The 13,683-nt window shown below is 50.9% G+C and carries 12 protein-coding genes; 7 read left to right on the top strand and 5 right to left on the bottom strand.

Annotation, left to right across the window (positions count from 1 at the left end):
- Window positions 1-8 precede the first annotated feature (8 nt).
- Window positions 9-1,253, top strand: a complete 1,245-nt coding sequence (locus ICL07_RS27165; protein ID WP_223152121.1) for a glutamate-5-semialdehyde dehydrogenase — start codon at window positions 9-11, stop codon at window positions 1,251-1,253.
- 189 nt (window positions 1,254-1,442) lie between these two features.
- Here ICL07_RS27165 and ICL07_RS27160 read toward each other — a convergent pair whose 3' ends face one another.
- Window positions 1,443-2,516, bottom strand: a complete 1,074-nt coding sequence (locus ICL07_RS27160) for a class I fructose-bisphosphate aldolase (protein ID WP_188091219.1) — start codon at window positions 2,514-2,516, stop codon at window positions 1,443-1,445.
- A 125-nt stretch (window positions 2,517-2,641) separates the two neighbouring features.
- Here ICL07_RS27160 and ICL07_RS27155 point away from each other — a divergent pair, with 125 nt between their 5' ends.
- A complete protein-coding gene (locus ICL07_RS27155; protein ID WP_188091218.1) occupies window positions 2,642-3,532 on the top strand; it encodes an NAD-dependent epimerase/dehydratase family protein in 891 nt (296 codons plus the stop codon).
- 2 nt (window positions 3,533-3,534) lie between these two features.
- On the opposite strand, the gene ICL07_RS27150 is transcribed toward ICL07_RS27155, so the two are convergent.
- Window positions 3,535-3,711, bottom strand: coding sequence for a hypothetical protein (locus tag ICL07_RS27150; RefSeq protein WP_188091217.1), 177 nt, complete (start codon window positions 3,709-3,711; stop codon window positions 3,535-3,537).
- 105 nt (window positions 3,712-3,816) lie between these two features.
- On the opposite strand from ICL07_RS27150, the gene ICL07_RS27145 reads away from it, so the two are divergent.
- On the top strand, window positions 3,817-4,404 hold the full coding sequence (locus tag ICL07_RS27145) for a histidine phosphatase family protein (protein ID WP_188091216.1): 588 nt from the start codon (window positions 3,817-3,819) through the stop codon (window positions 4,402-4,404).
- A gap of 56 nt (window positions 4,405-4,460) precedes the next feature.
- Here the strand turns inward: ICL07_RS27145 and ICL07_RS27140 are convergent, their stop codons facing one another.
- Window positions 4,461-7,832: a M43 family zinc metalloprotease gene (locus tag ICL07_RS27140; protein WP_188091215.1), complete on the bottom strand. Its 3,372-nt coding sequence runs from the start codon at window positions 7,830-7,832 to the stop codon at window positions 4,461-4,463.
- 406 nt (window positions 7,833-8,238) lie between these two features.
- Window positions 8,239-9,741: a glycoside hydrolase gene (locus ICL07_RS27135; RefSeq protein ID WP_223152120.1), complete on the bottom strand. Its 1,503-nt coding sequence runs from the start codon at window positions 9,739-9,741 to the stop codon at window positions 8,239-8,241.
- A gap of 193 nt (window positions 9,742-9,934) precedes the next feature.
- On the opposite strand from ICL07_RS27135, the gene ICL07_RS27130 reads away from it, so the two are divergent.
- From ICL07_RS27130 to ICL07_RS27115, 4 genes are all read left to right on the top strand, one after another.
- Window positions 9,935-10,747: a glycoside hydrolase family 16 protein gene (locus ICL07_RS27130; RefSeq protein WP_188091214.1), complete on the top strand. Its 813-nt coding sequence runs from the start codon at window positions 9,935-9,937 to the stop codon at window positions 10,745-10,747.
- A gap of 13 nt (window positions 10,748-10,760) precedes the next feature.
- The gene (locus ICL07_RS27125; protein ID WP_188091213.1) at window positions 10,761-11,294 is read left to right on the top strand and encodes a uracil-DNA glycosylase family protein; all 534 of its coding nucleotides are present in this window, start codon (window positions 10,761-10,763) and stop codon (window positions 11,292-11,294) included.
- Window positions 11,295-11,349: 55 nt separating this feature from the next.
- A complete protein-coding gene (locus tag ICL07_RS27120; RefSeq protein WP_188091212.1) occupies window positions 11,350-12,102 on the top strand; it encodes a hypothetical protein in 753 nt (250 codons plus the stop codon).
- A 69-nt stretch (window positions 12,103-12,171) separates the two neighbouring features.
- On the top strand, window positions 12,172-12,744 hold the full coding sequence (locus ICL07_RS27115) for a dihydrofolate reductase family protein (RefSeq protein ID WP_188091211.1): 573 nt from the start codon (window positions 12,172-12,174) through the stop codon (window positions 12,742-12,744).
- Here ICL07_RS27115 and ICL07_RS27110 read toward each other — a convergent pair.
- On the bottom strand, window positions 12,691-13,665 hold the full coding sequence (locus tag ICL07_RS27110) for a S41 family peptidase (RefSeq protein ID WP_188091210.1): 975 nt from the start codon (window positions 13,663-13,665) through the stop codon (window positions 12,691-12,693). The two genes, ICL07_RS27115 and ICL07_RS27110, sit on opposite strands and share 54 nt — an antisense overlap.
- Window positions 13,666-13,683: the final 18 nt, after the last annotated feature.

Genomic DNA, 13,683 nt, shown 5'->3' with positions numbered 1-13,683 from the left:
AATGTATCATGACGATCCAACCCCTTTTAGAGAAGGCCCGGCAGGCCACGGCATCTATCCGTACACTGCCCGATGCGCAGAAACAGGCGCTCCTGCAACAGTTGTCGCGTACCCTCAACGAAAATATCCCCGCTATCATAGCGGAAAACCAAAAAGACCTGGACCGCATGCCGGACGATGATCCCAAAAAGGACCGTCTCCTGCTCAATGCCCAACGTATCCGCAGTCTCGCCGCCAGCCTGCTGGACATCGCCCGTCTCCCTGACCCGGCTAACCAGCTGCTGCTGGAAAACCACCTCGAAAACGGGCTGCTGGTGCAGAAAAAAACCGTTCCCCTGGGCGTTGTAGGCGTTATCTATGAATCACGCCCTAACGTGACCGTAGACGTGGCCGCCCTCTGCATCCGCTCGGGCAACGTATGCGTGCTCCGTGGCGGCTCCGATGCCATCCATACCAACACTATCCTCGTATCCCTGATAAAGGACACCCTGCGGGCTTTCGAAACAGATGAAAGCGCCGTGCAGTTACTCCCCACCGATCGTGCGCTGGTCACCGACATGCTGACCGCCTCCCAATATATCGATATCATCATCCCGCGCGGCTCCCAGCAGCTGATCGACTTCGTACGCGAACACTCCCGCGTACCGGTCATAGAAACCGGCGCCGGCGTATGTCACACCTATGTGGAACGCTCCGCCAACCTGGAACAGGCCGCCGCTATCGTTACCAACGCCAAAGTATCACGACCCTCCGTGTGTAATGCACTGGACACCGTATTGGTAGATGAACCCGTGGCCGCCGGCTTCATTGCCCTGCTGGCGCCACAACTGGCCGCCTACCAGGTAGGGATATACGCAGATGATACCGCCTACGCCCTGCTGGAAGCACAACAATACCCGCACCTGCACAAGGCCCAGCCGGAAGATTTTGGCCGCGAATTCCTGTCGCTCCAATGCTCTATCAAAGTAGTGCCCGACACCGCTGCTGCATTGACGCATATCCAGGCGCATTCGTCCCGGCACTCCGAAGCCATCATCTCCCGCGATCCTATCATCAGCGAAGCATTCCTGAACACCGTAGACGCTGCCGCCGTATACGTGAACGCCTCTACGCGCTTCACCGATGGAGGGGTATTCGGTCTCGGAGCAGAAATAGGTATCTCCACACAAAAACTACATGCCCGCGGGCCCTTTGCACTGGAGAAACTGGTGACGGAGAAATGGTTTGTGTATGGAAGCGGGCAAGTCAGATAGCCATGATTTTTGCTGATTTCGCTGATTAGCGGATGATTATAACGAATGATTATAACGAATGATTATAACGAATGATTATAACGAATGATTATAACGAATGATTATAACGAATAGAAAAGGCTGACCTGCGTCAGCCTTTTCTATTTAAGATGCATCCGCGGGTGCGGTGGCAGCGTAAATGCTTTATCGTCACGCAATGGTCACTTCCTGGTTCAGGTATACATCCTGGATGGCATTTAATAACGCAGCGCCATCTTTCATTGGCCGCTGGAAAGCCTTACGGCCGGATATCAGTCCCATGCCGCCGGCTCTTTTATTGATAACAGCCGTGCGGACAGCATCCGCGAGATCAGCATCTCCCTGTGAAGCGCCACCGGAGTTGATCAGTCCCATGCGGCCCATGTAACAGTTCGCCACCTGGTAACGGCAAAGATCAATCGGGTTATTGGAAGTCAATTCTGTATAGATACGTTCATCCAGTTTACCATAGGAAGAGGCGCCGGTATTTAATGCTTTGTAACCTCCATTTACCTCCGGTAATTTTTGTTTGATGATATCTGCCTGGATAGTCACCCCTAAATGATTGGCTTGTCCTGTCAGGTCTGCCGACAGATGATAATCCACGTCTTTTTTGAAAGCATCATTGCGGAGATAACACCACAGAATGGTGGCCATGCCCAGTTCATGCGCCAGTTCAAAAGCCTGTGATACCTCTACCAGCTGCCTGTCGGCGTTATCGGAACCGAAGTAAATGGTAGCGCCCACTGCGGCTGCGCCCAGGTTCCAGGCTTCCTGCACGGTGCCGTACATGACCTGGTCTGCTTTATTGGGATAGGTAAGCAGTTCGTTATGATTGATTTTAACGATGAAGGGTATACGATGCGCATACTTACGGGATACGGCCGCCAGCACGCCAAAAGTCGAAGCCACCGCATTACAGCCGCCTTCTATGGCCAGTTTCACAATATTTTCCGGATCAAAATAAGCGGGATTCTTTGCAAAAGAAGCGCCGGCGCTGTGTTCCACGCCCTGATCTACCGGCAGGATGGACATATAACCGGTTCCTCCCAAACGGCCGGAATGATACAACTGTCCCAGGCTCCGCAATACCTGCGGGTTACGGCTGGAAGGCTGATAAATACGTTCTATGGTATCCGGTCCGGGCAGGTGCAGCAGCTCTTTGGAGATGGTCTTGCTTTCGTGTTGTAAAAGGATATCGCTATCTTTACCGAGTAACTCACTGATTTTTTCCAAGGATAACATAACAGCATTCTTTTTGGTTAAAATAAAAGTAAGGATTTAATCCCGCACAAAAACATAGCCAGGAAAATTCTGTTTGGACACTCGCTTCTACCCTATTGGTCATCCATCTAAAAAAATAACTACAGATGAAAACAGTATTCATGACGGGTGTCACCGGTTATATTGGCGGCTCCGTAGCAGTCCGGCTTTTACAGGCGGGCTATGATGTCAGAGGATTGGCAAGAAATGAAAAAGATTTTCCGGCGCTCAAAGCGCTGGGTATTCAACCCGTTGCCGGCACGCTGAACGACGAAGCCATCATCGCAGCAGAAGCCGCCGCCGCAGATGCGGTGATCAACACTGCTTCGGCAGACAATCCTTATGTAGTAGCCACCATCCTCGAAGCGTTGGCGGGTAGCGGCAAAAAATTCATTCATACTTCCGGTTCAAGTATTGCAGGTGATAAAGCCCGTGGAGGTTATGCGGCGACAGAAGCGTTTACCTTCATCCCTAAAAACCCGCGACTGGAGAAGGCCGCCCGGGTAGCGATAGACAGGGCCGTGCTGGCTGGTGGAGGTCATTATATCGTGATATGCCCTACCATGATCTATGGTAACGGCTTAGGTATCAAAAAAGACTCCGTACAGGTGCCCCTGTTAACGGAAGCCGCCAGGGAACTGGGTCACGGCGTATACATCGGGGAAGGCGAAAACCGCTGGTCCAATGTACACATTGAAGACCTGGCTAATCTCTACCTGCTGGCACTGGAGCAGGCGCCTTCCGGCAGCTTCTACTATGCGGAAAACGGTATCCATTCCCTGAAGGAAATTGCCGGCGCTATCAGCAAATCATTGGGTTTTGGCGGAAAAACAGCCTCTATCACCATAGAAGAGGCCATACACCGCTGGGGCATGGAGGGCGCGCAATTCGGACTGGGGTCCAACAGTATTGTATCCGCGGTGGCGGCACGTAGCCTGGGCTGGTTACCGGTACATAACAACCTGCTGTCGACTATCTTCCATAGCGAACACGATTAACATCAATATGGCCGGGGCTTCTCACGCTCCGGTCCTTCCTCCTGCTCTTCCGATACTGTTTCCGTTCCTTCAAAAGCACCTCCCGAACCATCGTGTATAATCGTAACCGGCTCTTCCGCCGGGGTTTCCGTATTGGCTGGCTTCGGACTATTCTCTGCAGGTATAATCATTGCTTCCATATGACAAAAATATGGAATATCCCTGCACTTTCCCGCTCATAAAAGGCTGAATTTACGCCCGTTGTTGTTTATCTTTGTCACCCGAAAAAAAGAGCAGACAAATTTATGGTCACCCGTATCGCAATTATTCGTCATGGTAGCACCTCCTGGAACCAGGCAGGCCGCCTGCAAGGACATTCTGATATTCCCCTCGATGAGGAAGGGCTGGAACAAGCCCGCAAACTGGGATTACGTCTGGCCGGCGAAACGTGGGACATTGTTTGCTCCAGCCACCTGATCCGCGCCCGGCAGACAGCCGCTATCGTAGCGGAACAACTGGGCATCGACAGCATCTGGCAGGATGCCCGCATCGGCGAAGCCGGCGGCGGCCTTATAGAAGGCACCACAGAAGCAGAACGACTGGAAAAATGGGGGCCCGACTGGAAACAACAGGACCTCGGCATGGAACCCAACGCCGCTGTACTGGCACGAGGCATGTCTTTCCTGGAAGAACTCCTTGCCGCAGAACCGGGCAAACAGATCGTACTCGTTACCCACGGCAGCTTTATCCGGCAAATGCTGGCGCACCTGCTGCCACATATGCCACCGCCGCCGCCCATGAAAAACACCTCCATCACCCACCTGGAATTTTTGGATGGTAAATGGGAATGCCCGCTCTTCAACTGCATCGAACACCTCGAAACGGCATCCTAAAAAAAGGCGCCCCACCGGTAGGTGAGACGCCTTGTTATTGGTTGGCCAGTCAGGAACTACTTCACCACTTTCACGCTCATGCGTTGCATACCATGGGTAATATCAATCAGATAAATACCGGATGGCAGCGTGGAAAGACTGTTCAACTGCAAATTGTTCATGCCTTTCATCAGCTGTACTTTTTGTTCTTTCAGGATATGACCATCCAGACCGTATAAACGGAGGGTAGCCATACCTTCATAGGTGGACTGGCAGTATACCTGTATGCGGTCATTGAAAGGACTGGTAGCCGTCAGCGCCGGTTTATCCACACCCATTTTCGTCATCATCATCGGGGAAGCACCACCGCTTACTTTCACGGTATAGTCTTCCACTTCTCCCTGGTAGGTATCCAGACCGCAAGGTTTTACATTACTGCCATAGCCCATTCTCACCCGCATCAGGGTAGCGCCGGTTTTCGCATTGGCCGGCACGGCGACTGTTGCCGTAAACGGACCACTGCCTCTTTGTACATATACTTTTTCTGTGGTATCATTCAGTTGTTTATCACCATTCCAGTCAATCCATACCGCCACGGAAATGTCGGGCCAGTATTCCACACCCAGGTTAATCTGCAGTTGATAGGACTGTCCGGCTACCACATTGGCTGTTTGCGCCGTGAAATCCTTGTAGCCGTCCCACAGCGAACTGTTATCCAGGTTTGCAAAACGTACCCGGGTGATGGAGTTGTAATTCAACGCAGTGCTGGCACTGCAATAATCCTGTACATGCACGCCCGAATCAGTTGGCGGCGTAGTGGAAGACATCTGCCCCGCTTTGATGTTGCCACCCGGCATGGTATTGTAGGCGTAGTCCATCAGCGTATAGCTGGTACCGTTAGCATTCACTTTAAAGCGGAACCAGCCATAGAAGTTTTCTCCGCCGGTGCTGAAAGAGAATCCTGCGTAGCCGGTCTTCCCTTTCCAGGCAGTATAGGAAGCGGTGTTCAGGTTATGTTCATCCGGGTAAGCGCCGCCTGCCACGAAGTTGGAGGTATCGCTTATCACCGTGTTAGCCGCCAGCAACGCAATGTTTTTGGTAGTGCCTACCGTAATCATCGGTTTCTGATAGGTTTCCAGGCGCAGTTTTCCACTATCGGACCACAGACCGTATTCAGCTTCATTGATATTATCTACCCGGAAATAGTACCAGTTATTGGCAGCCGTAACGGTATAGGTGGTATCGTTCACATCCACGTATTTGATCTGGTATGGATCACGGAAACTGATACCCAGCTGTTTCTGGCTGCTGTCCGGTGTTTGCGCATTACTGAATGCCGCCGGCAGGAAAGTGAGGGTAATGCTGGTGCTGTTGGCCGCCGCATGGTTGGTAGCCTTACCCGTAAAGGACAACCGTGCCGTAGTGCTGTTGAGCGCCTTCAGTTGCACGCTCATACCCGCCGGTACATTACTTACCGTATAATGGGTATTAGCCGTGAAGTTACCGGAATTGACAGCGAAAGTAGTACCCAGTATTCCCAGTTCAGCCGTGTCCGTTATAGCGCCGTCGTTGGGCAGCGATTCACGGAAATCCGTCCTGGACCAGGAAAGCGTGGCTTTACCGGCATCGCCTGTTTTAATGCTGCCATTAGGCGCCTGGTTCCATGCATAGTCCTTGATGGTATAGTTACTACCGTCGGCGGATACGGTAATACGCATCCAGCCGTAGCGGGGTTTACCGCCCATGGTGAATTTCAGTCCGATGTAAGCTGTTTTACCTGCCCATTTGGTATAGGTGGCACTGTAAATATCATGCTCGTTAGGATAAGCCCCACCCGGCACAAAATTGGAGGTATCGCCGATAGTGGTGTTAACCGCCAGTGGGGTAATGTTGCGGGTAGTACCTTCGCAGACAACTGCTTTCGAATAGGTTTCAAAACGCAGCTTGTTGCTATCGAACCATCCCCCGTATTCTGCATCACCGGCGCCGAAGGAGAGATATTTCCAGTTGTTGGTACTGTTGATCGTCACATCGGGGATATCGGTATACACAATTTTGTAGGGATCGATGAAATGAATGCCGAAAACAAGATAAGCACGGTACAGAGAGCCGGCGCCACCTTGTATGGCTGCGTTCAGGAAGGTGATTTTTACGCTGTCGTTGTTATTAGAGGCAGCGTGTTGTGTAGCCTGACCGGTAAAAGTGAGTACGGCGGTCTTGTTGTTGATCACCTGGATCTGCGCTGTCAGGCCGGCGGGAACGTTTTGCACGGTGAAGTGTGTACCGGCGGTCAGGGTACCGCTGCTCACCGCGAATTGTGCGCCGCCCAGCATTTTCAGTGTATCCGTTCCCGTTACAGCGCCATTATTCACATCACTTTCATTAAAGAGCGTGAAATTGGCGACCATTCTTTTTACTGTATCCGGTAATAAGGTAGCAGCCAGGTTGGCGGCAGACCACAGGTTACTGCGTTGTGCCACGTTGCCGGTAAGGGCTGCCAGCATACGGTCACGCTGACCGGCGGTAAACATTTTAGCGCAGGAGGAATAATCCATGTAGTTTTCTACGTTGGCTACCGCGCCACACCAGTTGGCATTGAGGTTACAGCCGCCGAAGTTGGATTGTGTAGGCGGCGTATCATCCACCTCATCACCAGGGGCGGTACAACCGTTTTCAAAGGTGTGCTGCAGATTGAGGAAGTGGCCTACTTCGTGGGTCAGTACCCTTTTCATATAGGGGTAACCGTTTTCAGACACGCCCACGCCGGGAGCGCCGAGATAACGCCAGTTATACACGACACCATCCAGGTGATTGGCAGCCACCCAGTCGTCCGGCAGGTAAGTCCATCCGGAGTTATTGTACACGCCTTTCTGTTCTACTTCACTCACAATCCAGATGTTCAGGTATTTATTACCCGGCCAGTAGGAGATGTTTTTCACCGCAGATCCGGTACCATCCGGCGAACGGCCATCGAGGTCGTTGTAATGATAGGTAACGCCGTTAGTAGGATTGCCTTGCGGATCAATATCTGCCAGTCTGAAAGTAATGTGCAGATTGGCCGCCAGCCCGATAAAGCGCGGATCAATCTGCGAGTAGTCGGCATTCAGCAGATTATAATCCTGGTTGAGAATATCGATGGCTGAGCGAATCTGTTCCAGCGTTACCTTATAGGGATTCACCGGATCGTTGACGTGAAATACCACCGGAATGGTATATTGAACAGGACCAGCCAGCGCCGCTCTTTGCATACGCATATTGGCGATCATCTTTTTGATCTGGACTTCCTGGTTAATAGCAGCCTGCCGGGAAGCAGGATGTTTTTTATACAGGTCCTGCATGGCTTTTGAGGAGGAACAGTGTTCCGGTAACGGCGCCAGCTGGGCCATAGCCCAATGACTGGTCACCAGACATAACAATAGCGTTATTATCTTTCGTGATAAAGGTGACATATAAATGGTTTAAAAGTGGACAAGGAAAATATTATCCGCGGCAGTACGTCGCGGTAGTATATGTAATAAGGTGAGGGTAGACACAGGGTGTCTGGCAAGAGGGAAGAATTCTATTTCATATCGTGTATTTTATGGTTGAAAATGGTTTATTCAGGATAGTGTTACCCGGGAGCCGGGTACAGGCAACAAAAGAGCAGTATCGATTCTTATTTGGTTGATATTACAGGCGTCAGTTTCTCAGATTTTGTGCTCTACATACAACAACATCACGAATTTAACGGAGTATCGGTTAACAGCATGCCCTGAAATTGATGAGTTATGAGCGGATTTTAACATTCCGGGGTTTCATGGGATAGGATGTTATGAATGCCCGGGGGCTTTGACCCCCCGGGCATTTATGAGTATATTATTGTGCCGTTCCGGTGAAAGTAATCACACTGGCAGATGGCACTACCACTACAAAACTACCATCGGCCTGCGGGGTAACCGGTGCGCTTTGCTGCCAGTGAGCGGTGGTATTATCCGCTGTCAGGAAAGAAGTGAGCTGGCTGCTGGCGAAGCCGGCTAACTTAATCCGGGTGCGGGTTTCGGAGCTGCCCGGATTCACCACTACTACACTGAATTTGCCGGTAACCGGATCTTTCCAGGCAGACACTTTCAGCGTAGCGTTATTGGCCAGCGCCGAGTTGAAACGGTAATAACCGGCATGCACAAACCGGGAATACTGCCCCATTACATCGTAGGTTTTGGGATAATCCAGTGAACCGTCGGCATTGGTACAGATCAGTGATTCGTTGTTGCGGATGGCGAGCATACCTAACCAATACACATAGGCGTTCACGTTACATTCGGCCAGGAATTTGTGCATATTGACAGCCAGTTTCAAACCGCCGGTCATGGTGTTGTCGTATACGCCGCTGTCGTCGGAAGCTTCGGTCATCCATACCGGCCTGTTGCCGGTAGCGTAGTTCCATGTTTGCGGATTTTGATTCAGACCGCGTTTACCCAATATCAGATCTCCGATTTCTACATAACCATGACCTGCCAGGATATCGACGTTGCTTTTATCCATACCGGACAGGAAGCTGTTGGCCGTACCCCAGGCAGCATTTTCAGAAGAGATGATCTTCATGGTATTCAGGCCTTTGGCGTTGAGGGCAGGACGCAGATTATTGGAGATGAATTCTCCCAGGTGGGAGGCGGTCCAGTACGACGCAGCCCAGTCGGAGAACACGTTTTCAGGTTCGTTGCTGGGAGAGATACCGTAAAAGTTGATACCTTCATTTTGATAGGCTTTCGCAAAACCGGCTACATAGTTGGCAAAGTCTGTAGAGCAGCAGCTGTAATTAAGACCATTGAAGTTTTTGGCGCTCTCCTGGGAAGTGTTGTTCTTCATAGATAAAGGTGGTGTCCAGGTGCTGGCAAACATAATGGGAACCTGGTATCGCTCTTTCAGTTTCTTCAGTATCCATAACTGCGACAGCTGCGCTTTCTGGTCGCTGGTCAGCGCCTGGTAGGCAGCGCTGGCCACGTCCATGTCGATGCTTGTACCGGCAGGCTGGATCGTAACGGTACCGGCGGATTTGTTGAAGGGATAGGTGTACATCACTTCACCGCGGACCATGTTGAGCTGCAGGCCATCGGCGCCCCAGAGCTGTTTCATGATACTGTCGCGTTTCGGTGATTCAAAGAAAGGTGTAGCGCGGCCGGCAAAAGCACCGAAGCCTTCTATGCGCTGGTAGGTAATGCCCCAGTTCAGAGTGATGTTGGCGGTGTCTGTACTCAGGGCCGCGCTGATAAACTGGTTGGACAGGGCACCGTTAGCGTTTTCTTTCAGATCGCCCTGCATGTTTTTGCTGCAGGCGGAAGCCAATACCATGGCCATGACGGACAGGGAAACTTTTTTCATTGTTACGGATGTTTGGGTTTTTATGGAAATAATAGGGTACTGAAAATGTTTAAAATAGGTATACTTTTCTCAAAATTGTTCACTGCAAAAACACGGGCTCAATGGCATCTTTTCTAAAACTACTGATTATTTAGTTCACAAAAACTATACTTTTACAGAACGGAAACTCATAACATAAATTTAAAAGTGAACCATGAAATACATCCTTCCGCTTTTTTGTCTGCTGACAGGAATGATCGCCTGTAAAACAGCTGCACAGCAACGACTGTATATTCAAAAAGAAGGCCGCTCCCAGCAGCCCTGGAAGCTGGTATGGGAGGATAACTTCAACGGGCATACGCTGGATACCACCAAGTGGACCCGCATCCCACCGAACAATGCCGCCTGGGGAAAACATATGACCAGCGACGACCGCTGTTATGCATTAAAGGATGGTAAACTGTATCTGCGTGGTATCAACAACCCCGATACCACCAAAGATCCCCGCCCCTTTCTCACCGGCGGTATCTATACAAAAGGTAAATTTGCGTTCCAGTATGGAAAAGTAGAAATCCGGGCTAAACTGGAATGCGCACAAGGCGCCTGGCCCGCTATCTGGATGCTGGCAGAAACGGATAAATACGGCGCTTACCCTCGCAACGGCGAAATCGATATCATGGAACACCTGAACTATGATAGCATCATTTATCAAACTACCCACTCCTACTATACGCTGGACCTGAAACAAACGGAAAAACCACCTCATGGCGGGACAGCAGCGCTGCGCAACGGCGAGTTCAATGTATTCGGCATCTCCTGGTACCCGGACAAAATTGTTTTCCTCCTCAACGGGAAGGAAACATTCACCTACCCAAGGGTAAAAGGCGTAGATCCGTCACAGTGGCCTTATGATCAGCCTTTCTATCTGCTGATAGACCAGCAGCTGGGTGGCAACTGGGTAGGGAAAGTGAATCCGGATGATTTGCCGGTGCAGATGATCGTGGATTGGGTGAAGGTATATCAGTAAATAAATAACGCAGATGGCTATACTAACACACCGGATGAAACACCATCGGATAAACCCGGAAACGGAAACGCTGATCATCGGGACCTTTAACCCGGATACCGATAATAACCTGGCTGACTTCTTCTACGGCAGACAAAGAAACTTCCTTTGGACACTGATTCCGGTAGCCCTGGGGGAAACATCTTTAAAAGGCAGGCCTAAAGAAGAAAAAAAGGCCTTCATGGCCAAACATAAAATTGATTTCATTGACGTGATTTCCGCGGTAGATGTAGACGAAGCCACCAACTACCAGGATGACTATCTCGATAACAAGGTGACTGCATGGACAGATGTTATTTCCGAAATTGATAAACTCCCTCACCTCAAACGGATTTGTCTTACCCGGAGAACATTTGGTGGTATCCCGAATATAAAAGCGAAAGTAGCCGCCATCAAAGCTCACTGTGATGAAAAAATGATTCCCTTTCAGTTTTTAACAACACCGGCAAGGGGCTACCATCAGGCCAAACAAACAGAATGGACCCACTTCTTCCGGCAACATCCCTAATGCCGGAATCATTTATTTTTATTAGTTTGCCCTCAGTCAATTTTTTTCTGATACAATGAACCGATACAAGATTCGCCCCATTGCCCTGGTTGTTTGGTTACCCGCCATATACCTGATGATTACTACCGGATGTCATTTACGGTCCAATACTGTTGATCATATCGACAGTACCCATGTTGAGAGCTCCGCCGTTGACAGTGCTGTTGTTGACTCCCTGCCCTCCGGCATGGAACCCGCCGTTAATGATAACGAGGACTTTGAGGAAAGAGGCGCCGTTTATAACGTTCTCTCCGCCCGCGCTACCGGCGATCTTAACAAAGACAATATCAGTGATTCTGTAGTGGTCATGCACGATACCACCACTTCCTGGCAGGGTTACCGGTTGCAGGTATTTTTCGGCCAGCCCGATGGCCAATACCGTCTGGGAGCCACTTCCACCAAGGCTATCCTGCCGGAAGGCGGTGATAACCGGCATGATGGTATCACCTTCGATACTATCAGGGTCAATAAAGGTGTGCTCACCGTTAGTATTTCATTGTTGCGCGGTATGGTGGAGTACCTCTATCGTTATCAGAACCAGCGTTTCGAATTAATCGGCTACAGCCGCAGTGAATCAGACGGACAGGGCCTCATCATCAGCGACGAGTACAATCTCTCTACCGGCCGCTACATTCATAAACAGGAGCCTTATGACGGCGAAGACCGGCCCACCTATCACCAGGATACCATCATCCCGATCCGGCCACTGCCCATCATGGATACGCTCATACCATTCACTACCTATCACCGGCAATACGTGTTATTTTGACGGATTCACCCCCGGTCAAAAATCTTTTTAACCTGTAAGTTTGTATCAGCATCCTCCAAAAGAATAACCATGAGAAAGCTGATCCTTCAAATGCAGGTGAGTATAGATGGCTTCGTTGCCGATGCCCAGGGAGATACCAGCTGGCTCGTCCGGGACTGGGACGAGCCGCTGAAAAGCTATGCACTGGCGCTCACGGAGCCGGTAGACCTGATACTGATGGGCCGCAAAACCGCAGACCACATGTTGCCCGCCTGGGCCGCCCGTGCCGGCGATGCAGATATCGCAGACGCCTACACGCACCGCGTTAATGATCTCCCTAAGGTAGTATTCTCCCGTACCCAAACTGACCATGGCTGGACCAACACAGCACTCATCAATGAGGACCTGGCGGAGGAAGTATTCCTGCTGAAAAAATCTCCCGGAGGGGATATGATCACCTATGGTGGCGGCAGTCTGGCGGCTACCCTCATACAGGAAGGACTCGTGGATGAATTCCATCTCTTCGTCAATCCCATCGCTATCGGTAAAGGGTTGCCTATCTTCCATCTGCTGGAAAAACAGTTACCTATGAAACTGATGCAGGCCACTTCATTTTCCTGCGGTATCGTGGTCCTTTTCTATCAGCCGCAATACCACCGGTAGATCTTCTTCCCGGCTGGTAGTCGGGATATCCGGTTGTACACCGGTCAGTTCCCAGTTACGGTCTGTGCCCGGAAATACCGGCGCGGCGCTGGCTACCGACAGGTAAAAACGCTCTCCCGCCGGCAACCAATCGTTCATATGGGCAGCGCCAGCCGTACGCTGACCAACTACCACTGCCCTTTTCAGTTGTTGCAATTCAAAAGTGATGGCTTCCGCTGCCGATGCCGTCCGGTTGTTGACCAGTATGTATACAGGCCGCCGATAAGCTGTTGTGCCGCTTAACGCCTCCGCTTTCAGCAACATGGTATCGCCATTCCGCTGTTGCGTTGACAATAACGGCGTACCTGCTTTTACAAAATATCCCTCCAGCACCGCACCGATTTCGCTACCACCGCCGCCGTTATCGCGCAGGTCCAGTATCAGCGCCTGTGTATGCTGCACCAGTACCATGGCCGCTTTCAGCAGGTCCACGCTTTTCGGCGATAAATTGATCTCCGACAAACGGATATACCCGATGGTACCCGGTAACACTTTCACTTCCGCAAAACCATAGTTCATCCGGGCGGCCCGTTCACCGTAATGAAAAGGGTCTTTCGCCGTATCCTTCGATGGCGCCGCCAGTTCCTTCACCATAGCCGGGTCGTAGCGCAGGTAGTTATGCCCGTCTTTCACTGTTGTTTGTAACAGGCTGGTGACTGCACGGGCAAAGGTGCCTACGCTGTCCGTACCTTTTGACAATTGTTTTTCATGTCGCCGCAGGGCAGCTGCCAGTGTTTTTCCTTTGTCTGCAAATACATAATGCTGTTCCAGCAGTTGTGCCGATTGGCGGATCACCGCCTGCTTTTCAGCAGGAGATATGGTTTGTCCGTAGGCCGTTGACAGGCACAGGCAAGCGGCCATAAAGGCATAGTATTTTTTCATGTGATATAGATTAATCCT

This window comes from Chitinophaga qingshengii (genome assembly GCF_014529935.1).
GTDB classification, from domain to species: Bacteria; Bacteroidota; Bacteroidia; order Chitinophagales; family Chitinophagaceae; genus Chitinophaga; species Chitinophaga qingshengii.
The sequence above is the reverse complement of the archived record's forward strand: the minus strand, read 5'-3'. Positions and strand labels throughout refer to the sequence as shown.

What these genes read in the sequence shown, in the direction of transcription:
- ICL07_RS27165 (WP_223152121.1), top strand. Translation starts at nt 9, where the DNA reads ATGACGATCCAACCCCTTTTAGAGAAGGCCCGGCAGGCCACGGCATCT.
- ICL07_RS27160 (WP_188091219.1), bottom strand. Translation starts at nt 2,516, where the DNA reads ATGTTATCCTTGGAAAAAATCAGTGAGTTACTCGGTAAAGATAGCGAT.
- ICL07_RS27155 (WP_188091218.1), top strand. Translation starts at nt 2,642, where the DNA reads ATGAAAACAGTATTCATGACGGGTGTCACCGGTTATATTGGCGGCTCC.
- ICL07_RS27150 (WP_188091217.1), bottom strand. Translation starts at nt 3,711, where the DNA reads ATGGAAGCAATGATTATACCTGCAGAGAATAGTCCGAAGCCAGCCAAT.
- ICL07_RS27145 (WP_188091216.1), top strand. Translation starts at nt 3,817, where the DNA reads ATGGTCACCCGTATCGCAATTATTCGTCATGGTAGCACCTCCTGGAAC.
- ICL07_RS27140 (WP_188091215.1), bottom strand. Translation starts at nt 7,832, where the DNA reads ATGTCACCTTTATCACGAAAGATAATAACGCTATTGTTATGTCTGGTG.
- ICL07_RS27135 (WP_223152120.1), bottom strand. Translation starts at nt 9,741, where the DNA reads ATGAAAAAAGTTTCCCTGTCCGTCATGGCCATGGTATTGGCTTCCGCC.
- ICL07_RS27130 (WP_188091214.1), top strand. Translation starts at nt 9,935, where the DNA reads ATGAAATACATCCTTCCGCTTTTTTGTCTGCTGACAGGAATGATCGCC.
- ICL07_RS27125 (WP_188091213.1), top strand. Translation starts at nt 10,761, where the DNA reads ATGGCTATACTAACACACCGGATGAAACACCATCGGATAAACCCGGAA.
- ICL07_RS27120 (WP_188091212.1), top strand. Translation starts at nt 11,350, where the DNA reads ATGAACCGATACAAGATTCGCCCCATTGCCCTGGTTGTTTGGTTACCC.
- ICL07_RS27115 (WP_188091211.1), top strand. Translation starts at nt 12,172, where the DNA reads ATGAGAAAGCTGATCCTTCAAATGCAGGTGAGTATAGATGGCTTCGTT.
- ICL07_RS27110 (WP_188091210.1), bottom strand. Translation starts at nt 13,665, where the DNA reads ATGAAAAAATACTATGCCTTTATGGCCGCTTGCCTGTGCCTGTCAACG.